The following is a 25,704-nucleotide window of genomic DNA, read 5'->3' on the forward strand; positions in this document are numbered from 1 at the left end:
AGATCATGGCCCGCGGCTTGTGGCTGCGGTGATCGGGTCGAGCGGCGTTCGGTAAGAACACGCTAGTCGACGTGCAACAGGCGTTCTGCCAATGCATCGGCTATTCGCGCGGGTGAGCGCTTTTCTGCCTGGGAATGGGCATACACCTCTGTCAATCGTAGTCCGATTCGGGAAAGGTGGGCGGTGATGGTGGCCAGGCTTTCCCCGGAGTGGCGCAGCGCTACGTCGATCAGCCCGCCCGAATTGATGACGTAGTCGGGCGCGTAGAGAATGCCGCGCCCTTCGAGCTGGTCGGCGACCTGCAGGCTGCTCAGCTGGTTGTTCGCCGCGCCGGCCACCGCCGCACAACGCAACTGCGGCACGCTCTGGCCGTTGAGCACCCGGCCCAGGCCGCACGGGGCAAGAATGTCGCACGGAGTACTGAGCAACGCTTCGCAGGCAATGGGGTGCGCGCCGAAGGCTTCCATCGCCCGCTGCACTTTGCTGCTGTCCAGATCGCTGACCAGCAGGTCGGCGCCGGCGGCATGAAGACGTTCGGCCAAGGGAAAGCCGACATGGCCCAGACCCTGGATGGCGACCCGCAGCCCTTCAAGGTTGTCGCTGCCCAATCGCGCCAGGGCCGTGGTGCGGATACCGGCAAATACGCCCATGGCGGTGAACAGCGAAGGATCGTCCTCTTCACTGGTGCTGGTGACGTTGCGCGTGTGCCGCGCCACGCTGTCCATGTCGGCGCTTGAAGTACCGCTGTCTACCGCTGTGATATACCGCCCGGCCAGCGTCTCGATGAAGCGGCCGAAGGCTTCGAACAAGGCACTGCGATCGTGCAACTGCGGCGGACGCATGATGACCGCCTTGCCGCCGCCCAGCGGCAGACCGGCCAGCACGGCCTTGTAGCTCATGTTCCTGGCCAGTTGCAGTGCGTCTTCGATGGCGCTGTCTTCGTCCGGATAGGCCAGAAAGCGACACCCCCCCAACGCAGGCCCCATGCGGGTGCTGTGAATGGCAACGACGGCTTTCAGACCGACCTGCGGATCGCAGACCATATGCAGTGACTCGGCCCGCGAACCTTGCATGAGAGCGAACATAAGGGGGCTCCCGTATTCTTGTCAGCCGGAGTATAGGAGCTGCCCCGCAAACTGCCCGACCACTCAGGCATATCTGCACGACGCTGGACTAAATCAGTGGGCAGGGCTAAAACAAACGGGTCATGTACGTTCTATTGACCAAGCCATTCGGAGGGGTCGATGACTCCACACAGACAGTACCTGGACTGCCTGCAACGTACACCGCCTTCGGTGTTCGAGGCCGCACTCTGGATCTGCGCCGAACACGACTCGCAGTTTGCGCTGACGCCGGTCATGGACGAGATGGACCGCCTGCATCGGGAGCTGGAAAAGGCGTTGCCTGCATCGCCCGCCCATGAGTTGGCGCAACTGATGCTCAGGCATCTCAACACGCTGGGCTTTGCCCAGGATGACTGGAATCCGCCCAAGCCCGAATCCGCATTGCTGCACCGCATCGTGCTGCGCCGCCGTGGCCAGCCGCTGGGGCTGGCCCTGATTGCGATCGAACTGGCGCGGCGGCTGGATCTGGCCCTGGAAGGGGTCAACTTCCCCGGCCATTTCCTGCTCCGCGTACCAGGGGCGGACCATCTGCTCGACCCCTGCGGCGGACGCAGGTTGTACCCCAGGGATTGTCGCGAGCTGCTGACCCGCCAGTTCGGACCGAACATGTCGTTGCGCGCCGAACATATGTCCAGCGCCACACCGACCGGCATGTTGCAACGCATGTCGCGCAACCTGCGTCACCTGCACAAGGTCAACGATGACCTGATTTCGGCACTCAAGGACGCCAACCGGATCGTCGAGCTGGGCCAGGCGACCAGCGCCGACCACATTGCCAGGGCCAGTCTCTATCAGTCCCTCGACTGTCCGCAGGCCGAGCGCTTCGACCTCGAACATGCCTTGTTGCTCAGCGATGATCCGATCCAGCGATTGCGCCTGGCCGAACGCCTGGGCCAATTGCCTTCCAGCAGAAGCCTGCATTGAAAGCACAATCGATATCCAGGTCGGAACATTATTACCTCAAGGGCAATAAACAATATCCCGACCGGGGATTTTTCAGGGTTTCTCTACAACTTATTATTCGCGCACTGAATCGCTGTTGAACCTCTTCGATTTGGCAACGTTGATTTTCAAGCTCCTGGATCTGCGTTTTATTTAGCCGCTGCTATTGCAGCGGCTTTTTTTATGGCAGCACCGCCTCTTGCAACGGCGGGCCTGTCCTCCCACTCTAGGTGTCGGACGTTACAGTCCCTGTGCTTTAGCCGTCTGTTCGCGGACAAGTCCGCTTCGAGGGCTTTAGATCCAGAGGTCTGCTGTTACAGCCGCATCGGGCGTCCCTTGGGGATCTTCCCTTGTTTTTCCAGGGCTATCATCTTGACCATCTCCGGGCTGTTACCGGAATTGACGAAGGTGTAGAGGTTCTTGATCACGTGCACGGTGCGGATGTAATCGGGCAGCAGCGCCTTGGCGTAAGGGTCGCCTTGCAGCGACTGCTCCTGGATACGGGCAATGCGCCCGGCGAAAAATTCCAGGGCATTCAAAGGCTTTTCCGCGTCCACCACGTTGCCTTGCTTGTCGAATTCCTCTCCGGCGCTGTTCATCAACTCCGCCGTCAGGTTATCGATGAAGCCGGTCTTGTAGAGCAGCATGCCTGCCCGGCCAAGCTCCTTGGCGCTGATCTGTTCGGGATTGAAATGCTTGAACAACGGTTTCATGCGCCGCTTCTCCATTTCAACGGAGTTGAGGGCGATGTCGTTGTCGCCGATGTCACGCAGGACCTGTGATGCGTGCACGGTCGGACTCTGCACTTCGACTTTTTTTTCAGGCATCTTGATGCGAGCGGGCGGCAAGTCGCCCCAGATAGGTTTCGGCATGTGGTGTCCCTGACCTTGTGATGGTGTCAAAGGTACTATCGGAACCTGGGCGGATGAATTTATAGCCGAAGTGCTGGGGCGAATAAATCAAGAACGGTCTTACAACCGCCAGACTTATCTCCTACAAATAACGCCAGAACATGGGTGCGAACTTGCCGTTTCAGGACGGCTCATTCAGTAGTTGCCCCCGTGCCGGGTTCTCCCTCAACCCGCCGTGCCTGAACGGATCGGCTGGTCAACCCAGCCGTTTGATGAACTCCGCGAGCCATGGCTCGGCATCGGTTTCGGGGGTGACACTCTCGCTGCCATCGAGCCGCAACATGTCCTGCAACGGGTTCACGCCAAGCTCGGCGAACAGTTCGCGCAATTGCTCGCCTGCGCCGCAGAACGTATCGCCGTAACTGGCGTCGCCCAAAGCGATCACGCCGCCCGGCAACCCACGCAGCGCACCCGGCAACTGGTCGCGCAACTGGGAGTAGAGCGGCTGGATGTTGTCGGGCAGCTCGCCCATGCCGGTGGTGGAGGTCACAGCCAGCAGGGCTTGCGGCTCGAACGCCAACAGGTCCGGCAGCACCAGGCGCGGGTTGTGCAGGATCTCGTGCCCGGCGCGGGTCAGGATCGTTGCGGCGTGACGGGCGACCTCTTCGGCAGAGCCATAGACCGAACCGGAAATGATGGCGACTCTCATGACGACCTCTTTGGCAGCTTTAACAGCGCGACAGTATGCCCTATCGGCTAGAATGCAGACTTCGCATTTTTTCGAGGCCCGGGACGCGGATGATCAACGCAAAACTGCTGCAGCTGGTGATAGACGCTTCGAGCGATGGAATCGTGGTCGCGGAACAGGAAGGCGACGACAACATTCTGATCTATGCCAACCAGGCGTTCACCGACCTGACCGGCTACACCAACGAAGAGATTCTCTATCGGGATTGTCGCTTCCTGCAGGGCGATGACCGGCAGCAGGCGGCATTGGCGGCGATCCGGCAGGCGATCAGCAAGGGCGAACATAGCCGGCAGATTCTGCGCAACTACCGCAAGGACGGCAGCGTGTTCTGGAATGAGCTGTCGATTACGCCGGTACGCAATGACGCCAGCCAGATGATGTACTACATCGGCATTCAAAAGGACGTCACCGCCCAGGTTCGCGATCAGGAGCGAATCCGGGAACTGGAGGCTGCCCTGGTCGCCGCGGAGGCGAAAATCGCCGCACTGAGCCAATGATTTAATGGAACCAGGCAGCAATTACGCGGTCATTCTCCTCACCTGCTGACTCGTATGAGTGATTCAATGCAACCCGATTCCCTGCTCACCCAGGCTGAACTGGATTTTATCCAAAGCATGCAGCACAACCCCAGACTGAACGTGCGTGACAGCACGCGCAGCCTGCTGGTCAATGGCGGCATTCACGTTCAGGACCTGCTGACACGTCTGGCCGCCCATGAGCAGGTGACGATCCAGGCCCAGTTCAAGAACCAGCAGATGAACTTCCCGCTGCATCTGGTGGAGGATGAATTCCACGCGCTGCATCTGGAACTGGGTGCTCCGAGCATTTATGAAGAAGGCCCGCGGATTCGTCCATGGCGGCTGACGCTGCCCGAGCCTGCACCGCTGGAAACCGAAAAAGGAGCGCTCACCGCGCTCTGGGCTCATGAGATTTCATTCAAAGGCGTGCTGCTCGAACAGCGCAAGTCCGGCAAGTTTCCCAAGCAGTTCGCCGCGTGGTTCAACCCGGCCGGCATCGCACCGATTTCCATGCGCGGTCGCCTGGAGCGGGTGACCGAAAAAGGCCTGGGCGCCTACCGTCTCAGCCAGCACAACAAAGAAGACTCCGAGCGGCTGCGGCAGTACATCCTTCAGCAACATCAGCGCGTACACCCGGCGCTGCACCGCTAGATCAGGTATCCAGTCGCCCGGCCAGAAATTGCTGCAACAGCCGTTGCATCGAACGCCCTTCACTGCCCAGGCAGGCGATGGCCGAGCCGTTGAGACTCTCTTCGGCCAGGTGGGACGCTTCTCCCGCCAGCAATAACGGACATTCCAGGGTCAGCGCCAGGCGTTTGAGACGACGTGGCAAGTCCGGCGTCGGCGGATGATTGGAGTACAGCACCAGAGCGGGCGGCTGGATCTTGTCGCACACCAGACTCAACTCTTCCAGTGGCTGCCCCAGCGCCAGAACCTGCACACCGATCTCGTTGCTGCCCATCAGCAGGCCCGCGACCCACAGCTCCAGCTCGCGGCATTGTCCCGGCAAGGCGGCGAGCAGCACACGTTCCCGGCTCGCATCGTTGGCCAATTGCAGACGCTGCAGGGTCCGGGCGCGCAGGAAGGTATCCAGGAACAGCCACTCGCTGGTGCCGCCGAATTCGTCCTGATGCACGAGCAGTTCACGCCACAGCGGCATGAAGATGTCCTCAAACACCACGGCCATCTGGTAGCTGGCGAAGATCTGCCCGTAGAGCTGCTCAAGCCGGCGTTCGTCGAAGGCGCGGACCGCCCGACGCACTTGGGTCAGCCATTGAGTCCAGTCGTCCTGCGCCGCCACGCGGTCTTCACCGGCCGGCTGGCTGCGGGCGGTATCGGTCCGGGCGAGGATCTTCCCGACCTTGCTTACCGCCACACCCCGCTCGATCCAGCCCAGAATGCTGCGTACCGCGTCGATGTCGGCCTGGGAATAAAGACGATGCCCGCTGTCGGTGCGCGTCGGCTGGATCAAGCCATAGCGACGCTCCCAGGCACGCAGCGTCACCGGGTTGATACCGGTCATCCGCGCGACTTCCCGGATCGGGAAAAGCTCTTGCTGCTTGAGGTCTGGGCGGGGAGCGACGTTGAGGATCGGTCCTTCGGCGGATTCAGTCATGACCGGTCATCATTCGGGGTGGTGGATGCATTGTACTGCCCAGCGCCCGGCCGTCACAAAAATAACGCCAGCAACCGGCCATGACAAAATCCTAGGTGCGTGGTCTGAAATCAGGAATAATCCTTGCTTGCTTTCATACGAAGCTGACGCGGCCCACCACCCCGGCGCCGTGCCATGTGACTTGCCTACCCGGGAAGTTCACGCGTCTATCGGAGATACACAATGTCTACCTCACCCGTCACCTTGATGGTTGCGCGCCGTGTCGCCCATGGGCGCTACCAGGAAATGCTGACCTGGCTGCACGAAGGCGAACAGCTGGCTACCGATTTTCCCGGCTACCTGGGTTCAGGGGTGCTGGCACCGCCGCCCGGCGGCGATGAATTCCAGATCATTTTCCGCTTCAGTGACGAGCAGACCATGCACGCCTGGGAGCATTCGGCCTCTCGACGCTCCTGGCTGGTGCGTGGCAGCGGCCTGTTCGCCCAGCCGTCGGAGCTTCGCGTCAGTGGCATCGATGGCTGGTTTGGCGCAGCCGAAAGCGCTGAAGGTGTGAAGCGGCCGCCACGCTGGAAGCAGGCCGTCGCCATCTGGCTGGCGTTTTTTCCCGTGTCGCTGATTTTCAACTTCGGGCTCGGGCCGTTGCTCAACCACCTGGAGCTGATCCCGCGCGTCATGATCAGCACACTGGTGCTCACGCCGCTGATGGTTTATCTGTTCATCCCGTTATCCACGCGCCTGCTGGCCTCGTGGCTGCACGCCTCACCCGCTGCGCCTGCTCGCCGGGCCGAATCGGCTTCGTCGCGCTGAGGCTGCACAGGACCTGTACAACGCCGGCGGCTACGTACAGGTCCTGCTGTCATCCCAGCTCTGCACGATCCTGGCCGCTGTGCATCGGGCACTGATGGTTGTACAAACAAACCCATTGGTTTAACGTCGCGAACAATCATCGCAATCCCTTGAATCCGGCCTGCCGCGCCACCGGCAGCCCTTCCCTGCGCCCCCGACCCGATGCGTGAGCCGCCGATGGCCTTTTCTTCTGCACCGATCCTGATCACCGGCGCCAGTCAGCGCGTCGGTCTGCATTGCGCCCAGCGTCTGCTGGCCGAAGGGCAACCGGTGATCATCAGCTATCGACGCGAACGTGCCGGCGTTGCCGCCCTGCGTCAGGCGGGCGCGCTGGCGATCCAGGCCGACTTTTCGTCCGAGCAAGGCATTCTGGCCTTCATCGACGAACTCAAGACCCACACCAACGCCCTGCGCGCCATCGTGCATAACGCCTCGGAATGGCTCGCGGAAACACCCGGAGACGAGGCTGACAGTTTCACTCGCATGTTCAGCGTTCACATGCTGGCGCCCTACTTGATCAATCTGCACTGTGAAGCGCTGCTGCAGGCCGGCGACATGGCGGACATCGTGCACGTCAGCGACGACGTCACGCGCAAGGGCAGTCGCAAGCACATCGGGTATTGCGCCAGCAAAGCCGGCCTGGACAGCCTCACGCTGTCGTTTGCCGCGCGTTTCGCTCCACGTATCAAGGTCAACGCAATCGCACCAGCGCTGTTGATGTTCCAACCCCACGACGATGCCGCCTACCGCGCCGGCGCACTGGCCAAATCGGCCATGGGCATCGAACCCGGTGCAGAGGTGTTCTACCAGGGCCTGCGTTATCTGCTGGACAACCCCTATGTCACCGGCACCACTTTGACCATCAACGGCGGACGGCACCTCAAATAAGCCGCCCCGAGGAACCACTGATGAGCTTATCTCTGCCGCAGCATTACAGAGAGATCCTCGAAGGCCTGGGCGAAAACCCGGATCGCGAAGGTCTGCTGGACACCCCCAAACGCGCCGCCAAGGCGATGCAGTACCTGTGTCATGGCTACACCCAGAGCGTCGAGGAGATCGTCAACGGCGCGCTGTTCGCCTCCGACAACGACGAAATGGTCATCGTCCAGGACATCGAACTGTATTCGCTGTGTGAACATCACCTGTTGCCCTTCATCGGCAAGGCGCATGTGGCCTACATCCCGACCGGCAAGGTACTGGGTCTGTCGAAGATCGCCCGGCTGGTGGACATGTACGCCCGCCGTCTGCAGATCCAGGAAAACCTCACCCGTCAGATCGCCGATGCGATCCAGGGCGTCACCGATGCCGCCGGCGTCGCCGTGGTCATCGAGGCGCAGCACATGTGCATGATGATGCGCGGGGTCGAGAAACAGAACTCGTCCATGAACACCTCCGTTATGCTGGGCGCGTTCCGTGAGTCGGCCACGACACGCATGGAATTTCTGCAACTGATCGGACGGAGCAAATCCAATGGCAAGGCTTGAACCAGGCACCGCGCGCATACGGGTCAAGGATCTGCGCCTGCGTACCTTCATCGGCATCAACGAGGACGAGATTCTCAACAAGCAGGATGTGCTGATCAACCTCACCATCCAGTACGCGGCCCATGACGCCGTACGCGATAACGACATCGAGCACGCCTTGAACTACCGCACCATCACCAAGGCCATCATTCAGCATGTGGAGGGCAACCGTTTCGCCCTGCTCGAACGCCTGACCCAGGAAGTGCTGGATCTGGTCATGAACCATCAGGCCGTGACCTATGCCGAAGTGGAAGTGGACAAACCGCATGCGCTGCGTTTTGCCGAATCGGTGTCGATCACGCTCGCTGGGCAACGCTGAACCTCTTATCATGGCCGATCATTCGCCTGAACAGAGCCTGTCATGACCGAGCAAGAACGCCTCGAACTCGAAGCCGCCGCCTTCCGCCGACTGGTCGCTCATCTGGACAGCCGCAAGGATGTCCAGAACATCGACCTGATGAACCTCTCCGGCTTCTGCCGCAACTGCCTGTCCAAATGGTACAAGGCTGCGGCGGACGAAAAGCACATCGATATCAGCCTCGATGATGCCCGGGAAGTCGTCTACGGCATGCCTTACGGCGAGTGGAAAGCCCTTTACCAGCAAGAAGCCAGCGCCGAGCAGCAAGCGGCGTTCGCCAAGGAACCCAAGCATGACTGATATCGACACCCTGCGCGCCGGCCTGCACAGCGGCGAGCACGCGTTCGCCGACACCCTGGCTTTCATCGAGGAAGGTTACGACTACCAGCCTCAAGCATTCAGCAATGGCGGCGTGGCAAATGCTGCGGGCCAGAACGAGGGCTCGTGCAAGACCCTGAGCCTGGCCTTGCTGGAAGGGCTGAGCGATGAAGAAACGCTGCTGGCCTTCGGTGAGCACTACCGCTCCGTGCAGGCCACGCCGGACGGCAGCGACCACGGCAACATCCGCGCGTTGATTGCCAACGGTCTGGCAGGTGTGAAGTTTGAAGGTGAAGCGCTGAAGCGCAAAGGCTGATCTGACTTTACTGAAAACGCCGCATGGGTAACTGCGGTGCTGTTATGTGGGAGGGAGCTTGCTCGCGACCTTATCGTGTCAGTCCGCTGTTCAGCGCTGACACCCGGTGGTCACGAGCAAGCTCCCTCTCACCGGGTCCATGCACATCACACCATTCATCGCGCCATAAAAAACCGGCCACATGGGCCGGTTTTTTGTATCCAGGATCAGCTATCAGAAGGAAACTTCTGCCAGGCCGTCCAGATAACGTTCCACGTCCAGCGCGGCCATGCAGCCGGCGCCCGCCGAGGTGATGGCCTGACGATATACGTGGTCAGCCACGTCACCGGCGGCGAAAACACCTTCGACGCTGGTGGCGGTCGCATTGCCTTCACGGCCACCCTGCACAACCATGTAGCCGTCCTTCAACGCCAGCTGGCCTTCGAACAGCGAGGTGTTCGGAGTGTGGCCGATGGCGATGAACACACCGTCGACCTTCAACTCGTCGCTGCTGCCGTCGTTGTTCTTCAGGCGCGCACCGGTCACGCCCATGTTGTCGCCCAGCACTTCGTCCAGCGTGGCGTTGAGCTTGAGTTCGATCTTGCCTTCGGCGACGCGGGCGTGCAGCTTGTCGATCAGGATCTTCTCGGCGCGGAACGTTTCGCGACGATGAACCAGAGTCACCTTGCTGGCGATGTTGGCCAGGTACAGCGCTTCTTCCACAGCGGTATTGCCGCCACCGACCACCGCCACTTCGCGGTTGCGATAGAAGAAGCCGTCGCATGTAGCACAGGCGGACACGCCCTTGCCCATGAACGCTTCTTCGGATGGCAGGCCCAGATAGCGAGCGCTGGCGCCGGTGGCGATGATCAAGGCGTCGCAGGTGTACACGCCGCTGTCGCCGGTCAGGCTGAACGGCTTGCCGGCCAGGTCCACGGAGCTGATGTGGTCGAACACGATTTCGGTCTCGAAACGCTCGGCGTGCTCACGCATACGTTCCATCAGCGCCGGACCGGTCAGACCGTGTGGATCGCCCGGCCAGTTGTCGACTTCGGTGGTGGTGGTCAGTTGACCGCCAGCCTGCATGCCGGTGATCAGCAAAGGCTTGAGATTGGCGCGGGCGGCATAGACCGCTGCGCTGTAACCGGCAGGGCCGGAGCCGAGAATGATCACTCGGGAATGACGTACGTCGGACATGACACACTCCTGTCGACCGGGCATTTGCGCCGGGCTGAATAAAAAGGGATTGCCGATACGCTTGGGGAAGCGCGATGCAGCTCGACAATCCTGAAAGTTCTGACGCATCGGCCGGGCGCCGCACGGGGCGCGCAAGCCGGATCAGGCGACGCCTCTGGGCATCTGCCATCGCGAAAGTTAATAAGACGGGCTGGAAATTGTTGCCAAGCCTATCGAGCAGGGAAAGGTTAAGGAAATATCGTTTCACAATCCAGCTTATAGGCCGTCTCTATTCATAAATGATCGACACCCGTTTCAGCGCCGGCACCTGAAGCAGCATGGCACACCTGGCGAACGGCGGTTCTCGACGGCTCTATCGCGGGCACCTCAAAGCCGGTAAGGTCGGGCGTTTCCCCACACTGGAGGCTGCCATGCCCGCACCCGCACTGTCCGGCCCGCAATACCTCAGCCAGGGCCTGAAACTGGTCCTGAGTCCCGGCCTGCGGCTATTTGTCCTGCTGCCATTGAGCATCAACCTGGTGCTGTTCTGCGGCCTGATCTATCTGGCGATCCACCAGTTCGGCATGTGGGTCGACACCTTCATGCCCGCGCTGCCCGACTGGTTGAGCTTTCTGAGCTACATCCTGTGGCCATTGTTCGTCGCCCTGGTGCTGCTGATGGTGTTCTTCAGCTTCACCATGATCGCCAATATCATCGCCGCGCCGTTCAACGGATTCCTATCGGAAAAAGTCGAAGCGGTGATTCGCGGCGTGGACGAGTCGCCCGACTTCAGCTGGGGCGAACTGGCGGCGATGGTGCCCCGCACCCTGGCTCGCGAAGCACGCAAGCTCGGCTACATGCTGCCCAGAATGCTGGGGCTGTTCATCCTGTCTTTCATTCCGGTGGTCAACCTGATCGCCGCGCCGTTATGGCTGCTGTTCGGTATCTGGATGATGGCTATCCAATACATCGACTACCCCGCCGACAACCACAAGCTGGGCTGGAACGAAATGCTTGCCTGGCTCAAGAGCAAACGCTGGCAGAGCCTGAGCTTCGGCGGGATTGTCTACGCGGCGCTGCTGGTTCCGGGCGTCAACCTGCTGATGATGCCGGCGGCGGTGGCGGGAGCGACGCTGTTCTGGGTGCGGGAGCGCGGGGAAGAGGCGCTGCTGGCACAGAGGGCTGCGGTTTGACGTAACCAGAAAAGCCGGGGCGCAACCTGATCGCGGCCCCGGCATATTCAGCGTTTATTCATTGTCGACCGTCAAATTCCGAATAATAGGAACGTTGCCAGATTGCTCAGCCAGAACAGGCTCCCGAACGCAACCCAGGCCCAATTTGCACCACTGAGCGAGGAGTTGCTTTGGCCGCTGGGGTCCTGTGCCGCTACATTCATTTTGCGCTGAACAATCAGCACATTGATGATTTGTGCAGTTATCAACGGCAAGAGCAGTCCGAACCACACCGGGCTGTCTTCGACCCGCGCGTGCTCACCGGCCATGGAAAGCACAACGCCCACAACGCTCAGTACGAACAGTATCCCGGCACTGACCCACCACAGCGCCATACTGCCCAGTTCCTGCCGTCTCAGACTTTGATCAACCTTGCGGAACAGGGGGAATACGAAAATGAATGCAAACATTGCGCGAAGGACCGGCAACACCGAGCTGCCTGAAAACCGCCTGTTCTCTGTCCATTGGCGATAAAACCAGTACAAGCCATACCAGCCCAATGTAGCCAGATAAAGAATGACAAACTTGCGCAGTGAAACGACATAAAACTCCTTGCGATCAACGGCAAGGCTGGGTTTCAGGTTGGATTGAGGTGGTGTATAGAACGATTCGGTCATCACGGATCTCCTTGAAACCCGCGATCATACGCAGATCAACATAGTGTTAAATACGCGCTCAAAAAACCAGAAGATTCCTACGCTAACTATTGAACATTCTTACCTAGCAGTTTCAGGCCAAAAAACGGCAAATGGCAAACCCTCGCCGCCATCGGCTAAAACTTGCCAGCACACCAAACCTCTATCATGTAGGACTTTACTGTAGGACAAAAATATCTCCCACTGAATTTACCGCAATTACTGCGTAGGACCGCCCGACCATCGAGAAAGTCGGCACCGTATTTGCTTTCCTGCTGGAAAACAACAGGAGCAAGACCCCTATGGAAATCAACACCGCAACCACCTCATCGCAACCTGCAAGCAAACATCGCGATACGGCTGTCAAACCGCCGTCCGGTGAAGTCCCTTTCGCGCAGATATTCAAGAACGTCACCAAGTCGACAAACAGCGCGCCTGTAATCCCCGCAGCAGCCGCGCTTGCCCTTCAAACCAGAACTCGCTCAACCTTCTTCATGCACAACATGCCCATAGAACAGCGCACGTCGGCGGTGGACGACGAGAACTTCACGCCCCGAGCCGCTGCGCTGGAGTCAGTGAAAGGCGCCGGAGGTCGAGTTTTGGCACAGAATGCGGTGAGCGGAGGATAAACGTATGAAACCGGACTTCGTGCGCCCAGTTCTCTCAACGGCCACCAGAGCTCAGGTGAGTACGGGAGCGCAACCCGCCGCCATATCGCCTGGCGCATTCAATAGGGTGCTCAATGACGTGACGTCAAACAAGACTGTTCTGGCCGAAAGCGCCAGAGCCTGCCCGTTGAAGACTACCGAGAAACTATCGACCGAATCCTTGGAAATCGGTTACAGAACGTTTGCCGCGTCATTTGAACCAAGGCGAGATCCACCGGGTTGCATACCCAGCGTGGAAATGAAGGCGCGCATACTGCGCGACGCTGAAGCCGATCCGAATTATGCCGTGGAGGTCTTAGGGCGGTATGTATACCAATCATTTGGCGGGCCTCTTCTGGACATAACAGATCCGGACAATATTCGCTATTCCGCCACCGGAGAACTGGTAACCCCGCAAAGTGTTGCCTATTACTCCCAGACTGCCGCCGTGGTAAAAAAAGAACTGGCTGACCTCTATCAACGTGAAAAACATCTAGGCACACCGCCAGCAGAGACTCTGAACAAAGTATTCTGTTTTCTTGAGACACAACCGCGGGCTTTTCTAGAAATGTCCGCCTGGTAAAAGGAAACCCGCCAGGCGGCGGGTGTCCTTGCTTATGCCATTTACCAGGTCACTGTAATTGTTCCCTGCTGACCAGCAATGGGGGCTGGCCCCGAAGGTGACAACTTGAGTTGGAAGTAAAACGGCTGAGTCGCCGAGGAGCGCTCAAAACTCACAGAGGCTCCAGACCGGAGCCTGGATACATCCAGGCAGCGGCCTGCAGTTTGACATAGATAAACCTGCAGCCCCCTTGGCCACCCATGGACATTCCAATTCCAACTTACATGTTTGATCAGACCCCCTGGCTTCGCCCCCCGCGGAATTGGAAAGTTCGCTTTATATGCAAATCCCTTCGCATGCAGAACCGGCAAGTTAATAGTTGACATATAACTTCCCGCCAATGCAGCCTGCGAGCTGGACATAAACGCGAACATTATCACTGACAGCACTACACCCTTCAGCCTATTAAAGCTTTTCATTGTTCTCTCCTGAGATATCGATTACCAGTGATCGTCGACCGAACTTCGACGCACTTTCTGTGATTGCTCAACGACCTGATAAAGGTTTACCGAGCAATGAAACCGACGTTACTCAGGAGCGGCCTCGCGCTTGCAATACATGAATATATTGATCAACTTAAAGACAGAACCTACACCTGCTTCGGACATCAAGAGTTGATCTGTAGTCCTGCGCCTCAACGCGGTCAGATATCGCGGCCTGCACAGTCACAAATCCATAACCCCTCTGCCACATGCCCGACACGCAACCCACGCAGACTGCTGCCATGAGCAAATCTCTTCATGTCACCCTCATCACTGAAACTTTTTCTCCCGAGATCAATGGCGTCGCCAATACGCTGGGGCGGCTTTGCGACGGGCTGCGGTTGCGCGGACATCGGGTAGAGCTGGTGCGCCCGCGCCAGGCCGAGGAAGCCGGAGGCGGCGCAGTGGAGGATTTGCTGTTGTGTCGTGGCTGGCCGATTCCGGGTTATCCGGGGTTGCAGTGGGGCCAATCTTCGATGCACAAGTTACTACGGCGCTGGCAGCGGCAGCGGCCGGATGTGCTGTACATCGCCACTGAAGGCCCGCTGGGGCTCTCGGCGTTGCGTGCGGCGAAGCGCCTCGGCATTGCAGTGGTCAGCGGCTTTCATACCAATTTCCCGCAATACACCCAGCAATACGGCATGGGGTTCATCACTCGTCTGGTGACGCACTATTTGCGCTGGTTCCACAACCGTTCACGAGTCACCCTGGTGCCCAGCGTCAGTCAGAAGATGGAACTGGAGCGACGGGGTTTCGAGCGGATCGAGCTGTTGTCCCGTGGCGTCGACAGCCAGCTGTTCCACCCGGCCAAACGCTCGCAGTCATTGCGCGAAAGCTGGGGGCTGCAAGCGGATGACATTGCGGTGCTGCACGTCGGGCGCCTGGCGCCGGAGAAGAATCTGGGGCTGTTGCAGACCGCTTTCGAGGCGTTGCAGACCGGCTATCCGCAGCGCAATCTGCAGCTGGTCATCGTTGGCGACGGCCCGCAGCGTGCGGCGATGGAGCAGCAGATGCCGGAAGCGGTGTTCTGTGGCACCCGGCGTGGCGAGGATCTGGCGATGCATTACGCATCCGGCGACATGTTCCTGTTCCCCAGCCTGACTGAAACCTTCGGCAACGTGGTGCTGGAAGCGCTCGCCTCGGGGCTGGGTGTGGTGGCCTATGACGAGGCCGCCGCCGGCCAGCACATCCGCCACGGCCACAACGGTGCGTTGGCAATGCCGGGCGACGAAGAGGCTTTCGTCGACGCCGCCCGCTGGTTGCTGGAGGACGGCGAAACCCTGCGCCGGGTCCGCCTCAACGCCCGGCAACATGCCAGTCGCCAGGGCTGGAGCGCAATCATCGAACAATTCGAGCGCCAGCTGTTCAACGCCTGCCCGACTCAGAATGCGCCTGCACCGGCAATACCCGGGCCAGTTATCAGATCCGGGTCGTCAGCGCCGCTCGAATGAACGCGTGGCAAGGAAATTTGCGCTGCTGATGCCGGGCGGATCGAATCCGCCCGGCGGCCTGGGTCAGGGGTGCGCCAGGGCTTTCTCGATCGCCTGGATCACGGCCGGATCATCCGGCGCCGTGCGTGGCGAGAACCGGGCGATGACCGCGCCATTCTTGCCGACCAGGAATTTCTCGAAGTTCCAGGTGATGTCGCCTGGAAACTCGGCGCCTTCGCCCGCCAGCAGGCGGTACAGCGGATGGCGATGCGCACCGTTGACTTCCAGCTTCTCGCCCAGCGGGAATGTCACCCCGTAATTGAGCTGACAGAACGACTGGATCTCGCTCTCGGAGCCTGGCTCCTGCCCCGCGAACTGGTTGCAGGGCAAGCCGAGCACCGCGAAGTCCTTGCCCTTGTATTGTTCGTAGAGGTTTTCAAGCGCGGCGTATTGCGGGGTCAGCCCGCATTTGGACGCGACGTTCACCACCAGCACTACTTTGTTCCTGAAAGGCGCCAGCGGCAGGTCCTGCCCGTCCAGCGCTTTCAATGTGATGTCGTGAAATGCACTCATGAAACACCCCCTTGCAGCCAAATCCCGGAAGCCAGAGCCTGAAAAGGCGCCGAGGCCGGCCGCGTAACGAAGTCTCGTCATCGCAGGCCAACCAGAGCGCCTGTGTCAGCGACCTGAGCTTAGCAGGACAAATCAGTGCTGATGACCGCCTTCACCGTGGATGTGGCCGTGAGCCATTTCTTCGGCGCTGGCGTCACGAATGCTGACGACCTTCACTTCGAAGTTCAGGCGCTGGCCGGCCAGCGGGTGGTTGCCGTCAACGGTAACGTCATCACCGTCCAGGTCACGGATGGTCACGATCTGCATGCTGCCGTCCGGACCGGAGGCGTGGAACTGCATGCCGACTTCGAGTTCGTCGACACCTTCGAACATGCTGCGGCTCAGGGTGCTGACCAGTTCGGCGGAATATTCGCCGTAGGCGTCTTCCGGCTCGATGGCGACTTTCAGTTCGTCACCGACGTCCTTGCCATCCAGCGCTTTTTCAAGACCCGGGATGATGTTACCCGCACCTTGCAGGTAAACCAGCGGCGCGCCGCCGGCGGAGCTGTCGATGACCTCACCAGCGTCGTTGGTCAGGGTATAGTCAATGGAGACAGCCTTATTGGCGGCAATCGGCATGGGAGCAGGACCTTTGCTTTGGATTGAAGAACGGGCAAGTTTAACCAAGCCCTCGCTCGAAAGCGAACGCAACTCTGACAAACGGCCCGCATGAAAAATTCCCTTCTGGTCGGTTTCAGGCAAGACGAAGACGGTCATTGGGTCGCCCTGCTGTCCTGTGGCCACACCCAGCATCTGCGCCATCAGCCGCCGTGGCAGTCACGTCCGTGGGTACTGGACCCTGTGCAGCGCCGGCAAAAAATAGGTCAGGGCTTTCACTGCGGCTGGTGTGCGAACGCAGCGGATAACGATAGTCTTGTCGACGAGACGCCGCATTAGACGGTGTCCTGCCATTTTCCGGTCGTGACGCTGAGCAATCGCGCCGACCCTTGCACTGCTCAATCGAGAAGCCAGTATGCAGACGTTTTTCATTGCCCCGACCGACTTCGGCGTTGGGTTGACTTCCATCAGCCTGGGCCTGGTGCGCACCCTGGAACGCGCGGGCCTGAAGGTCGGGTTCTTCAAGCCGATCGCCCAGCCGCATCCCGGTGACCTGGGCCCTGAGCGCTCGACCGAACTGGTGGCCCGCACCCACGGTCTCAAGCCGCCCAAGCCGCTGGGGCTGGCGCATGTCGAACGCATGCTGGGCGACGGCCAACTGGATGAGCTGCTGGAAGAAATCATTACCCTCTATCAGCAGGCCGCCGTGGGAAAGGACGTGCTGATCGTCGAAGGCATGGTGCCGACCCGCAACGCAAGCTATGCCGCGCGGGTCAACCTGCACCTGGCCAAGAGCCTGGATGCCGAAGTGATCCTGGTGTCCGCGCCGGAAAACGAAGTGCTCACCGAGCTTTCCGGGCGGGTCGAGTTGCAGGCGCAGTTATTCGGCGGCCCGAAAGATCCCAAGGTGCTGGGCGTGATCCTCAACAAGGTCCGCACCGAGGAAACCATGGAGGAGTTTGCCACGCGCTTGAAGGAGCACTCTCCGCTACTGCGCAGCGGCGACTTTCGCTTGCTGGGCTGCATTCCGTTCCAGGCCGATCTGAACGCGCCGCGCACCCGCGATGTGGCCGAGTTGCTGGGCGCCCAGGTAATCAACGCCGGTGATTACGATCAACGGCGCATGTCGAGAATCATCATTTGTGCGCGCACCGTGCTCAACACCGTGCCGCTGCTCAAGCCGGGAGTGTTGGTGGTAACGCCGGGCGACCGCGACGACATCATTCTGGCCGTGAGCATGGCCGCCATGAACGGCGTGCCGTTGGCCGGACTGCTGCTGACCAGCGACACCGTGCCTGACCCGCGCATCATGGAGCTGTGTCGCGGCGCGTTGCAGGCCGGGTTGCCGGTACTGTCAGTGAGCACCGGCTCTTACGACACCGCCAATCAGCTCAACCAGTTGAACAAGGAAATTCCCATCGATGACCGCGAGCGGGCCGAGATCATCACTGATTTCGTCGCCAGCCATCTGGACGCGGACTGGCTGCACCAGCGTTGCGGCACGCCGCGCGAGCTGCGCCTGTCTCCGGCGGTGTTTCGCTATCAACTGATCCAGCGTGCCCAGGCCGCCAACAAACGCATCGTGCTGCCGGAAGGCAACGAGCCGCTGATCATACAGGCCGCAGCCACTTGCCAGGCGCGGGGCATTGCCCGCTGCGTGCTGCTCGCCAAGCCGGAAGAAGTCCACGCGATAGCCAAGGCGCAAGGCATCGAGTTGCCGCCGGGGCTGGAGATTCTCGACCCTGACCTGATTCGCGAGCGCTATGTCACGCCCATGGTCGAGCTGCGCAGAAACAAAGGCTTGAACGAACCCATGGCCGAGCAGCAGCTGGAAGATCCGGTGGTGATCGGCACCGTCATGCTGGCCCTTGATGAGGTCGACGGGCTGGTGTCGGGTGTCGTGCATTCCACTGCCAACACCATTCGTCCTGCCCTGCAACTGATCAAGACTGCGCCGGGCTGCACGCTGGTGTCGTCGGTGTTTTTCATGCTGTTTCCCGAGCAGGTGCTGGTCTACGGCGACTGCATCATGAACCCGCACCCCAGCGCCGCCGACCTGGCCGAGATCGCACTACAGAGCGCCGGTTCAGCCGTGGCATTCGGCATCTCGCCGCGGGTGGCGATGATCAGTTACTCCAGCGGCAACTCGGCCAGCGGTGAGGAAGTGGAGAAGGTTCGCGAAGCGACCTTGCTGGCTCGCGAAGCCCAGCGCGACCTGCTGATCGACGGGCCGTTGCAGTATGATGCCGCCGCCAACGAAAACGTCGCCCGGCAACTGGCGCCGGACAGTCAGGTCGCCGGTCGCGCCAATGTGTTCGTGTTCCCGGACCTGAACACCGGCAACACCACCTACAAGGCGGTGCAGCGCAGCGCCGACTGCGTGAGCCTGGGGCCGATGCTGCAAGGCCTGCGCAAGCCGGTCAACGACTTGCCGCGCGGCGCCCAGGTCGACGACATCGTCTACACCATCGCCCTGACCGCCATTCAGGCCGACACACTTTCCTGATACACACACAGGACGCCGCAGACTCGGCTTGCGGCGTTCACATTATTTTTCGGAGTCTGGTCCTTCATGGATTTCCTGCCTGCCCCATTGCGCGGCGTTATTGCCTCGCTGCTGTTGGCGCTCAATACCGTGCTGCTCTGTTCGGTGTTGTTCGTGGTCACGATCTTCAAGATCTGCCTGCCGTTCAGAGCCGCCCAACGTTTCACTGACTGGCTGATGAGCCACATCCAGGAAACCTGGATCGGCAACAACAACGCCTGGATTCGCCTGCTGGGCCACACCCGCTGGCATCTGTCCGGGCTGGAGGGGCTGGACTATCGCCATTCGTATCTGGTGACCAGCAATCATCAGAGCTGGGTCGACATCATGGTGTTGCAGTACCTGCTCAACCGCCGGATCCGGCCGCTGAAATTCTTCCTCAAACAGGAGCTGATCTGGGTGCCGGTGATTGGCCTGGCGTGGTGGGCACTGGGCTTTCCGTTCATGAAGCGCTACTCCAAGGCGTACCTGGCCAAGCATCCGGAAAAGAAAGGCAAGGACCTGGAAACCACCCGCCGCACCTGCGCGAAGTTTCGCCATAACCCGGTGGGCATTTTCAACTTTGCCGAGGGCACGCGGTTTACCCCAGCCAAGCACGCCGAGCAGAACTCACCGTTCCGCCATTTGCTCAAGCCCAAGGCCGGCGGTATTGCGTTCGTGCTGGATGCGATGGGCGATCAGTTGGAATCGATCGTCAACGTGACGCTCTACTATCCGGGCGGGCGCCCTGGTTATTGGGATTTGCTGTGCGGCAACGTCAAGGAAGTGGTCGCGCACTTCCAGGAGATCAAGATCCCGGCCGAGTTCGTCGGCAGGAATTACGATCAGGATCAGGAATACCGTTCGGCCTTCCAGTTGTGGATCAACACGCTGTGGGAAGAGAAAGACAAGTTGCTGGAACGGATGGAGCAGGAACACCCGCCAAAGCGGTGAAATCTTTAGGGGCTGTGGGAGCTGTGAAATCTGTGGGAGCGGACTTGTCCGCGAAAGGGCCTGTGCCGTCAAAACATTTTCATGGTCTGCACAAACGCCTTCGCGAGCAAGCGGAACGCCGCCCGGTCGCTCCTACGTGGATTAATCGTTACTGCTGATATTGCTCGTACTGCTGACCCGGAATCGGCTTGAGGTTGACCTCGACGCGGCGGTTCTGGGCGCGGCCGTTGACGTCGGCATTGCTGGCGATCGGTTGATCCGGGCCGGCACCGCGGACCGACAGGTGCGTCTGGTCGACACCTTGGGAAGTCAGATAGGTCGCCACACTCTGGGCGCGCTGCAACGACAGATCCATGTTGTGCTGGCGGCTGCCGGTGCTGTCGGTGTAGCCAATGATTTCGATGTTGTTCTGGCTGAACTGCTTGAGCGAGCCGGCCAGGTTATTGAGCGGCGAATAGAAGCTGCTGGCGATAGCCGACGAATCGGTGGCAAAGGTGATGTTGCCCGGCATGATCAGCTTGATCTGGTCGCCCTGGCGCTGCACTTCGACACCGGTGTTGGCCATGCTGGCGCGCAGTGCCGCTTCCTGCTTGTCGGCATAATAACCGTAACCTGCCGATGCGGCGCCGGCCACGGCTGCGCCGATCAGCGCGCCTTTGCCGCGGTTGTTATGGTCGATGGCGGCACCGGCCACTGCGCCCGCCAAGGCCCCCAGACCGCCGTACTTGGCGGTTTTGCTCATGCCGCCGGAGTTCTGTGTCTGGCCTTGATTGTCATACGGGTTGGTGGATGCACATCCCGACAGCATGGCTACAGCGGTGGCAGCCAGAATCATACGGCGCGAGGTCAACATGAAGGACTCCTGATTTTTTTACGGACGCTAGTGACCCGATTAGAGCATGGCGCCCGTCAAAAATTCCTTAACTGGCGCTGAACCGGCCGACGGCCGTACTCTCAGCGTCGCTCCTCGCGAACGTATGCCTCGCCCAGCGCGCCCGGCTGGCGACTCGTCTGACGCTTGCTGCCGGCTACCCAGACCATCACCAGCAACGTGACGGCATATGGCGTCATCAGCACGAAGTATTGCGGCAGGCGCACGCCGGCGGCCGCCAATTGTGGAATTAGCGCTTCGATACCGCCGAACAGCAATGCACCGGCCAGCGCCCGCCACGGTGACCAGCGCGCGAAGATCACCAGCGCCACCGCGATCCAGCCGCGACCGCCGGTCATGTCGGCGATCCACATCTTGGTACTGAGCACCGCGATGAAACCGCCCGCCAACCCCATCAAGGCCGATCCGCCGATGATCGCCAACAGCCGATAGCGAAGCACCGGAATACCCGCTGCATCCGCCGCCTGGGGATTCTCGCCCACGGCACGCAAGCGCAGGCCCGTGCGGGTCCGGGTCAGCAGCCAGACCACGGCGATCAAAATCACCCCTGTCAGGTACACCAGCGGGTTCTGCACGAACAGCTTGCCAACCACCGGCAATTCCGACAGCGGCCAGAGTTCGACAGCCTGCAGGCCACTGACCGGACGGTTGGTCCAGCCCAGCACGGTGCCCAGCAGCCCGGTCAGACCCTGGCAGAAAAACACCAGCGCCAAGCCCGCAATCACCTGATTGATGCGCAGCACCAGCACCATCAGCGCAAATAGCAGCGATACCACACCGGCCGCCGCCATCGACGCCAGCAACGACAGGCCGGGCAAGCCCAGGCTCAATTGCATGCCGACACCCGCCAGGGCGCCGACCAGCATCAGGCCCTCGGCCCCCAGCGCCAGCACGCCGCTGCGTTCGATCAGAATCAGGCCCAACGCCGCCAGGGCGAAGGGCACGGCAAAATCCGGGACGCTGCCCAGCCAGTGAGCGATAAGGTCCATCAACGGTCTCCGGCCTGAATGCGGCGCAGGCGGTGGCGAATGAAAAAATCGGATGACGCGACGCAGATCACCAGGATCGCCTGAATGAGCTGCACCATGGAAAACGGGATCTGGTAGAACACCTGAAGATTGCGCCCGGCCACGAACAGCATGGCCATGAGCAGCGCGACCACCGTGGCGGCCACCGGGTTGTTGCGCGCCAGGAAGGCAATGAGAATCCCGGAAAAACCGTAGCCCTGGTAGAACGACTGGGTCAGCCGCCCTTCCTGCCCGGCAGTCACGACAAACCCGGCCAGGCCCGCCAGCGCGCGGAAAGCGCGACGGTGCCGACGATCATCTTCACCACCGGCACGCCAACCGCGCCGGCCACCCGTGGGTTGGCATCCACGAAGCGCAGGTAGAAGCCGCCACGGGACACGCCGATGAACCACAGCGTCAGCCCGGTGACCAGCAGCGCCACGACAATCGCCAGGTTGTAACCGGCAAACAGGTCCGGCAGGCGCTCGAAACTCTGGAACGCCGGTGAATAAGGAAAGTTGTCGCGCGGGTCTTTCCAGCTGCCGTAGACCAGATGCAGGAGGAAGTTGGCGGCAATGTAATTGAGCATCAGCGTCGATATGATCTCGTTGACCTGCCATTTGAGCTTCAACAGGATCGGCCCCAGGCTCCACAGCAGGCCACAGACCAGCGCCGCCAGCATCATCAATGGCAGGCGCAGAAACCCCGGGCCGATCTGAAACAGCGAAATGGCCGTAGCCCCGATGGCGCCCCAGATCATCTGGCCTTCCAGCCCCAGGTTCCAGAAACGTGCGCGAAACGCCATGCAACCGGCCAGGCCGACCATGATCATTGGCGAAGCCTGGAACAGCACGGCCTTGAAGTTCTGCGCGTCAAACACGGTCTGCATGACGAATTCGTTGAGCAGCTCGCCGGCCGGAACGCCGGCCAGAATCAGGATCACCGTGCAGATCGCCAGGCCCAACAGCAGCGCAGCACCGATGATCAGCGCTTGCAGTGTCCAAGGCGTCTGTTGCCGTAATTCCAGCGCGTATCGCCGCCCGAGCAAAGGTTGCCGGGCAGACACAGGTTGTTGCAGTGTGGTTTCAGTCATGGCTCACCATCGCCTTGCCAATCGCCTGCCGGTCCGCAGGATGATCGAACTCGGCGACGATGCGCCCGCGGTTCATCACACCGATGCGGTCGGCCAGGGCCAATACTTCGTCCAGGTCTTCGCTGATCACCAGCACCGCCGCACCGGCATCCCGAGCGGCGCGCAGGCGAGCGTGAACCGCTTGTGTCGCCCGCACATCAAGACCACGACTGGGACTGTGGACCAGCACCAGCTGCGGGTCGCGGCTGAACTCCCGCGCGATCACCAGTTTCTGGGCATTGCCGCCGGACAGCAGCGCCGCCTTTTGCTCCAGCGAACGCACGCCCTGCACATCAAAGTCGGCGACCGCCTGAGCAGCGTCTTCACGCAGGCGCGGATAACGCATGCGCCAGAACGAGCCGTAGCGGCCGTTGTGAAGGTTGCCGACGCCAAAGTTCTCGGCCACCGACAAGGAACCCGCCAGCGCTGCGCCGTAACGATCAGCCGGAATCGAGGCGATGCGCAGCTGCCGACGTTGTTCGGTCGATGCGCGACGCAGGTCGCCGAAGGCCTGCAGATGGATCTCGCCTTCGGTCGGCTGCGGCAGGCCCATCAGCGCATTCGCCAGTTCCGCCTGACCGTTGCCGCCAACGCCGGCGATGCCGTAGATCTGCCCGGCGTGCAGGGTCATGTTCACCCCGTCGAGCGGTCCACTGCCGGCCACACTGCGCAGGTTGCGCACCTGCACGCGAGCGGCGCCCGGCGCTGCGCGATGACGCTCGGCCGCAACGGCAACGGAGTCGCCGACCGTCAAACGCACCAGCTGTTCGACGCTGACGTTCTGCGGGTCCAGGGTTTCAAGGGTCCGCCCGCCACGCATCACGGTGACCCGGTCGGCGTAGCGTTTGACGTCGGCCATCTTGTGCGTGACCAGAATCACTGCCGCGCCTTGCCGAGCGAACGCTTGCACCGTGCTCAGCAAGCGTTCGGCTTCCTGATCGGTGAGCACGGCCGTCGGCTCATCGAGAATCAGGATGCGTGCACCGGCCAGCAGCACCTTGAGAATTTCCACTCGCTGCTGCTCGGCTACCGAAAGGGTTTCCACGACCTGCCGAGGGTCGAGCACAAAACCCAGCTCCCCGGCCTTGGCGCTGATCTGCTGTTCCAGTTCGGCAAGGCGTTTGCTGTAACTGCCCTCGCCGGGACGCTCTGGCAGCCCGAGCAAAATGTTCTGCGCCACGGTGAAGGGCTGCACCAGTTTGAAATGCTGATGAACCATGCCGATCCGATGGGCGCTGGCATCCCGTGGGCCAGTCAGCCGCACAAGGTTGTCGTCGATCGCCAGCGAGCCGGTTTCCGGGGCATACAGCCCGGCCGCGATGTTCATGAGCGACGATTTGCCCGCGCCGTTCTCGCCCAGCAACGCATGCACCTCGCCCCAGCGCGCCGTGAAATCAGCGTCGCTCAGGGCCTTGAAGCCATCGAAGGATTTACTGATGCCGATGAGTTGGAGCGCGCTGGCCTGGCTCATTGCTGAGTCATCACGCCTTTGACGAACCAGTCCATCTTCCACAGATCCGGATCGGACAGGCTTTGCCCTGTGGCGATGCGCTCCTTGCCGTCGCGATCAGCCATTGGCCCGCTGTACAGAATCTTCTTGCCGGCCAGCAGCTCGGCCCGCTCGGCCTCAATGCGCTGGCGATGTTCGGCGGAAATGATCGCGTCGCTGCTCAGGCTGATATCGGTGCCGCCCTGCTCCATGGACAACAGCGCGCCGTTGGGCGTCGGTGTCCAGTTGCCGGCCATGACCTTTTTCAGTTCCGGCGTCAGGAAGCGCTCCCATACCCACTTGGAGGAACAGAGGGTCGCCTTGGGAGCGAACTCGCTCAGGTCGCGGTGATAACCGGTGCCGTGGACGCCGCGTTCCTGGGCCACGATCTGCGGCGTCGGGCTGTCGACATGCTGGCCGATCACATCCGCACCGTTGTCGATCAGCGCCATGGTCGCAGCGCGTTCCTTGACCGGATCGTTCCAGGCACCGGTATAGATCACGGTCACCGTTGCGTTGGGGTTGATCTGCCGGGCACCCAGCTCATAGGCGTTGATGGTCCAGTTGACCTGGCCGAACGGGTTGGCGGCGACGAAGCCCAGCTTGCCGGTCTTCGACGCAGCAGCGGCAGCCATGCCGCACAGGTATTGGCTTTCGTAGGTGCGGCCGTAGAACGATTCCAGATTGGCCGCGTTGGTGGTGCCGGAGCCGTTGAGAAAGGCAACGTCAGGGTATTTCTTTGCCAGGTTCAGGAAGGTGTCCGAATAACCGAAAGCGGTGCCGACAATGATGTTGGCGCCCCGTGCAACCAGACGATCAACCACCGGCGTAATGGCCGCGGCGTTTTCCGGCACGCTTTCGACGAACTGGATTTTCTGGTCCAGCTCTTTTTCCAGCTTCACTCGGGCTTCGTCGAACGCCTGGGTCCAGCCGCCGTCGTTGCGCGGGCTGATGTAGACCATGGCGATCTTGGCCGGCCCTTTGAGCGTCAGTCCCTCAGCCTGGGCAAAACCGCCCATGCCGAACGCTACAGCTGCACACAAGGTTCCCGGCAACACTTTCTTGTACATAGACGTTTTCCTGTAGGTAAGGGCTCGCGAGGGCCAGCAGCGCTGGCGAGAAGCCCATAGCAGCATCCATGCCACTGCAGAAAAATCGTCAATTAACAATGACC

The 25,704-nt window shown here is 60.8% G+C and carries 28 protein-coding genes and 2 pseudogenes; 16 read left to right on the forward strand and 14 right to left on the reverse strand.

Annotated elements, in window-relative coordinates; all coding sequences use genetic code 11:
* Nucleotides 1-62: 62 nt before the first annotated feature.
* A complete protein-coding gene (locus tag EGJ27_RS10190) occupies nt 63-1,085 on the reverse strand; it encodes a Glu/Leu/Phe/Val dehydrogenase dimerization domain-containing protein (protein WP_125830597.1) in 1,023 nt (340 codons plus the stop codon).
* A gap of 159 nt (nt 1,086-1,244) precedes the next feature.
* On the opposite strand from EGJ27_RS10190, the gene EGJ27_RS10195 reads away from it, so the two are divergent.
* Nucleotides 1,245-2,048, forward strand: a complete 804-nt coding sequence (locus tag EGJ27_RS10195; RefSeq protein ID WP_125830598.1) for a SirB1 family protein — start codon at nt 1,245-1,247, stop codon at nt 2,046-2,048.
* Nucleotides 2,049-2,380: 332 nt separating this feature from the next.
* Here EGJ27_RS10195 and EGJ27_RS10200 read toward each other — a convergent pair whose 3' ends face one another.
* Together EGJ27_RS10200 and EGJ27_RS10205 are read right to left on the reverse strand one after the other, a co-directional pair.
* Entirely contained in the window at nt 2,381-2,938 is a 558-nt protein-coding gene (locus EGJ27_RS10200; protein WP_125830599.1) for a hypothetical protein, read from the reverse strand.
* Between the two features lie 235 nt (nt 2,939-3,173).
* Nucleotides 3,174-3,626 carry a flavodoxin gene (locus EGJ27_RS10205; protein ID WP_125830600.1) on the reverse strand — a complete coding sequence of 151 codons (453 nt, stop codon included), beginning with the start codon at nt 3,624-3,626 and terminating at the stop codon, nt 3,174-3,176.
* Nucleotides 3,627-3,715: 89 nt separating this feature from the next.
* Between EGJ27_RS10205 and EGJ27_RS10210 the strand changes: the two genes are divergently transcribed.
* Together EGJ27_RS10210 and EGJ27_RS10215 are read left to right on the forward strand one after the other, a co-directional pair.
* A complete protein-coding gene (locus EGJ27_RS10210) occupies nt 3,716-4,162 on the forward strand; it encodes a PAS domain S-box protein (RefSeq protein WP_125830601.1) in 447 nt (148 codons plus the stop codon).
* Nucleotides 4,163-4,228: 66 nt separating this feature from the next.
* Nucleotides 4,229-4,834 carry a hypothetical protein gene (locus tag EGJ27_RS10215; protein WP_125830602.1) on the forward strand — a complete coding sequence of 202 codons (606 nt, stop codon included), beginning with the start codon at nt 4,229-4,231 and terminating at the stop codon, nt 4,832-4,834.
* Nucleotide 4,835: 1 nt separating this feature from the next.
* Here the strand turns inward: EGJ27_RS10215 and EGJ27_RS10220 are convergent, their stop codons facing one another.
* Nucleotides 4,836-5,798 carry a MerR family transcriptional regulator gene (locus EGJ27_RS10220; protein ID WP_125830603.1) on the reverse strand — a complete coding sequence of 321 codons (963 nt, stop codon included), beginning with the start codon at nt 5,796-5,798 and terminating at the stop codon, nt 4,836-4,838.
* Between the two features lie 222 nt (nt 5,799-6,020).
* Between EGJ27_RS10220 and EGJ27_RS10225 the strand changes: the two genes are divergently transcribed.
* The 6 genes from EGJ27_RS10225 to EGJ27_RS10250 all read left to right on the forward strand — a co-directional run bounded on the left by EGJ27_RS10225 (nt 6,021) and on the right by EGJ27_RS10250 (nt 9,159).
* Nucleotides 6,021-6,605 (forward strand): antibiotic biosynthesis monooxygenase, encoded by a 585-nt coding sequence (locus EGJ27_RS10225; protein ID WP_125830604.1) that lies wholly within the window; start codon nt 6,021-6,023, stop codon nt 6,603-6,605.
* Nucleotides 6,606-6,821: 216 nt separating this feature from the next.
* Nucleotides 6,822-7,532, forward strand: a complete 711-nt coding sequence (folM, locus tag EGJ27_RS10230) for a dihydromonapterin reductase (RefSeq protein WP_125830605.1) — start codon at nt 6,822-6,824, stop codon at nt 7,530-7,532.
* Nucleotides 7,533-7,552: 20 nt separating this feature from the next.
* Nucleotides 7,553-8,128: a GTP cyclohydrolase I FolE gene (folE, locus tag EGJ27_RS10235; RefSeq protein WP_125830606.1), complete on the forward strand. Its 576-nt coding sequence runs from the start codon at nt 7,553-7,555 to the stop codon at nt 8,126-8,128.
* Entirely contained in the window at nt 8,115-8,486 is a 372-nt protein-coding gene (gene folX / locus EGJ27_RS10240) for a dihydroneopterin triphosphate 2'-epimerase (RefSeq protein ID WP_125830607.1), read from the forward strand. Before folE ends, folX begins: the two co-directional genes overlap by 14 nt.
* 42 nt (nt 8,487-8,528) lie before the next feature.
* A complete protein-coding gene (locus EGJ27_RS10245) occupies nt 8,529-8,825 on the forward strand; it encodes a DUF1244 domain-containing protein (protein WP_125830608.1) in 297 nt (98 codons plus the stop codon).
* Nucleotides 8,818-9,159 carry a HopJ type III effector protein gene (locus tag EGJ27_RS10250; RefSeq protein WP_125830609.1) on the forward strand — a complete coding sequence of 114 codons (342 nt, stop codon included), beginning with the start codon at nt 8,818-8,820 and terminating at the stop codon, nt 9,157-9,159. The genes EGJ27_RS10245 and EGJ27_RS10250 overlap by 8 nt, the downstream gene beginning before the upstream one ends.
* 213 nt (nt 9,160-9,372) lie before the next feature.
* Here EGJ27_RS10250 and trxB read toward each other — a convergent pair whose 3' ends face one another.
* Nucleotides 9,373-10,335, reverse strand: a complete 963-nt coding sequence (gene trxB, locus EGJ27_RS10255; RefSeq protein ID WP_125830610.1) for a thioredoxin-disulfide reductase — start codon at nt 10,333-10,335, stop codon at nt 9,373-9,375.
* A gap of 317 nt (nt 10,336-10,652) precedes the next feature.
* Here trxB and cysZ point away from each other — a divergent pair, with 317 nt between their 5' ends.
* Nucleotides 10,653-11,507, forward strand: a complete 855-nt coding sequence (gene cysZ / locus EGJ27_RS10260) for a sulfate transporter CysZ (protein ID WP_371920844.1) — start codon at nt 10,653-10,655, stop codon at nt 11,505-11,507.
* A 71-nt stretch (nt 11,508-11,578) separates the two neighbouring features.
* Here cysZ and EGJ27_RS10265 read toward each other — a convergent pair whose 3' ends face one another.
* The gene (locus EGJ27_RS10265; RefSeq protein ID WP_125830612.1) at nt 11,579-12,163 is read right to left on the reverse strand and encodes a hypothetical protein; all 585 of its coding nucleotides are present in this window, start codon (nt 12,161-12,163) and stop codon (nt 11,579-11,581) included.
* 320 nt (nt 12,164-12,483) lie between these two features.
* Here EGJ27_RS10265 and EGJ27_RS10270 point away from each other — a divergent pair, with 320 nt between their 5' ends.
* Both EGJ27_RS10270 and EGJ27_RS10275 read left to right on the forward strand, forming a co-directional pair.
* Nucleotides 12,484-12,810, forward strand: coding sequence for a hypothetical protein (locus tag EGJ27_RS10270; protein ID WP_125830613.1), 327 nt, complete (start codon nt 12,484-12,486; stop codon nt 12,808-12,810).
* Nucleotides 12,811-12,814: 4 nt separating this feature from the next.
* Nucleotides 12,815-13,411 (forward strand): hypothetical protein, encoded by a 597-nt coding sequence (locus EGJ27_RS10275; RefSeq protein WP_125830614.1) that lies wholly within the window; start codon nt 12,815-12,817, stop codon nt 13,409-13,411.
* A gap of 41 nt (nt 13,412-13,452) precedes the next feature.
* On the opposite strand, the gene EGJ27_RS10280 is transcribed toward EGJ27_RS10275, so the two are convergent.
* Nucleotides 13,453-13,869, reverse strand: coding sequence for a flagellar protein FlhE (locus EGJ27_RS10280; protein ID WP_125830615.1), 417 nt, complete (start codon nt 13,867-13,869; stop codon nt 13,453-13,455).
* Between the two features lie 305 nt (nt 13,870-14,174).
* On the opposite strand from EGJ27_RS10280, the gene EGJ27_RS10285 reads away from it, so the two are divergent.
* Complete coding sequence (locus tag EGJ27_RS10285; RefSeq protein WP_125830616.1) at nt 14,175-15,383, forward strand: glycosyltransferase family 1 protein; 1,209 nt, start codon at nt 14,175-14,177, stop codon at nt 15,381-15,383.
* A 63-nt stretch (nt 15,384-15,446) separates the two neighbouring features.
* On the opposite strand, the gene EGJ27_RS10290 is transcribed toward EGJ27_RS10285, so the two are convergent.
* Together EGJ27_RS10290 and EGJ27_RS10295 are read right to left on the reverse strand one after the other, a co-directional pair.
* Complete coding sequence (locus EGJ27_RS10290; protein ID WP_125830617.1) at nt 15,447-15,935, reverse strand: glutathione peroxidase; 489 nt, start codon at nt 15,933-15,935, stop codon at nt 15,447-15,449.
* 132 nt (nt 15,936-16,067) lie between these two features.
* Nucleotides 16,068-16,553, reverse strand: coding sequence for a peptidylprolyl isomerase (locus EGJ27_RS10295; protein WP_125830618.1), 486 nt, complete (start codon nt 16,551-16,553; stop codon nt 16,068-16,070).
* A gap of 13 nt (nt 16,554-16,566) precedes the next feature.
* Here EGJ27_RS10295 and EGJ27_RS10300 point away from each other — a divergent pair.
* From EGJ27_RS10300 to EGJ27_RS10310, 3 genes and pseudogenes are all read left to right on the forward strand, one after another.
* Nucleotides 16,567-16,871: pseudogene (locus EGJ27_RS10300) on the forward strand (DUF3565 domain-containing protein).
* Nucleotides 16,872-16,947: 76 nt separating this feature from the next.
* Complete coding sequence (pta, locus tag EGJ27_RS10305) at nt 16,948-19,038, forward strand: phosphate acetyltransferase (RefSeq protein ID WP_125830620.1); 2,091 nt, start codon at nt 16,948-16,950, stop codon at nt 19,036-19,038.
* A 66-nt stretch (nt 19,039-19,104) separates the two neighbouring features.
* A complete protein-coding gene (locus EGJ27_RS10310; protein WP_125830621.1) occupies nt 19,105-20,010 on the forward strand; it encodes an acyltransferase in 906 nt (301 codons plus the stop codon).
* Nucleotides 20,011-20,158: 148 nt separating this feature from the next.
* On the opposite strand, the gene EGJ27_RS10315 is transcribed toward EGJ27_RS10310, so the two are convergent.
* From EGJ27_RS10315 to EGJ27_RS10335, 5 genes and pseudogenes are all read right to left on the reverse strand, one after another.
* The gene (locus tag EGJ27_RS10315) at nt 20,159-20,863 is read right to left on the reverse strand and encodes an OmpA family protein (RefSeq protein ID WP_125830622.1); all 705 of its coding nucleotides are present in this window, start codon (nt 20,861-20,863) and stop codon (nt 20,159-20,161) included.
* 101 nt (nt 20,864-20,964) lie between these two features.
* The gene (locus tag EGJ27_RS10320) at nt 20,965-21,891 is read right to left on the reverse strand and encodes an ABC transporter permease (RefSeq protein WP_125830623.1); all 927 of its coding nucleotides are present in this window, start codon (nt 21,889-21,891) and stop codon (nt 20,965-20,967) included.
* Nucleotides 21,891-23,002 (reverse strand): annotated as a pseudogene (locus EGJ27_RS10325) (ABC transporter permease). Before EGJ27_RS10325 ends, EGJ27_RS10320 begins: the two are co-directional and overlap by 1 nt.
* The gene (locus EGJ27_RS10330) at nt 22,995-24,512 is read right to left on the reverse strand and encodes an ABC transporter ATP-binding protein (RefSeq protein ID WP_125830624.1); all 1,518 of its coding nucleotides are present in this window, start codon (nt 24,510-24,512) and stop codon (nt 22,995-22,997) included. Before EGJ27_RS10330 ends, EGJ27_RS10325 begins: the two are co-directional and overlap by 8 nt.
* Nucleotides 24,509-25,600: a BMP family ABC transporter substrate-binding protein gene (locus EGJ27_RS10335; RefSeq protein ID WP_125830625.1), complete on the reverse strand. Its 1,092-nt coding sequence runs from the start codon at nt 25,598-25,600 to the stop codon at nt 24,509-24,511. Before EGJ27_RS10335 ends, EGJ27_RS10330 begins: the two co-directional genes overlap by 4 nt.
* Nucleotides 25,601-25,704: the final 104 nt, after the last annotated feature.

The organism is Pseudomonas sp. v388 (assembly GCF_003935425.1).
In the GTDB taxonomy this organism is placed as follows: domain Bacteria; phylum Pseudomonadota; class Gammaproteobacteria; order Pseudomonadales; family Pseudomonadaceae; genus Aquipseudomonas.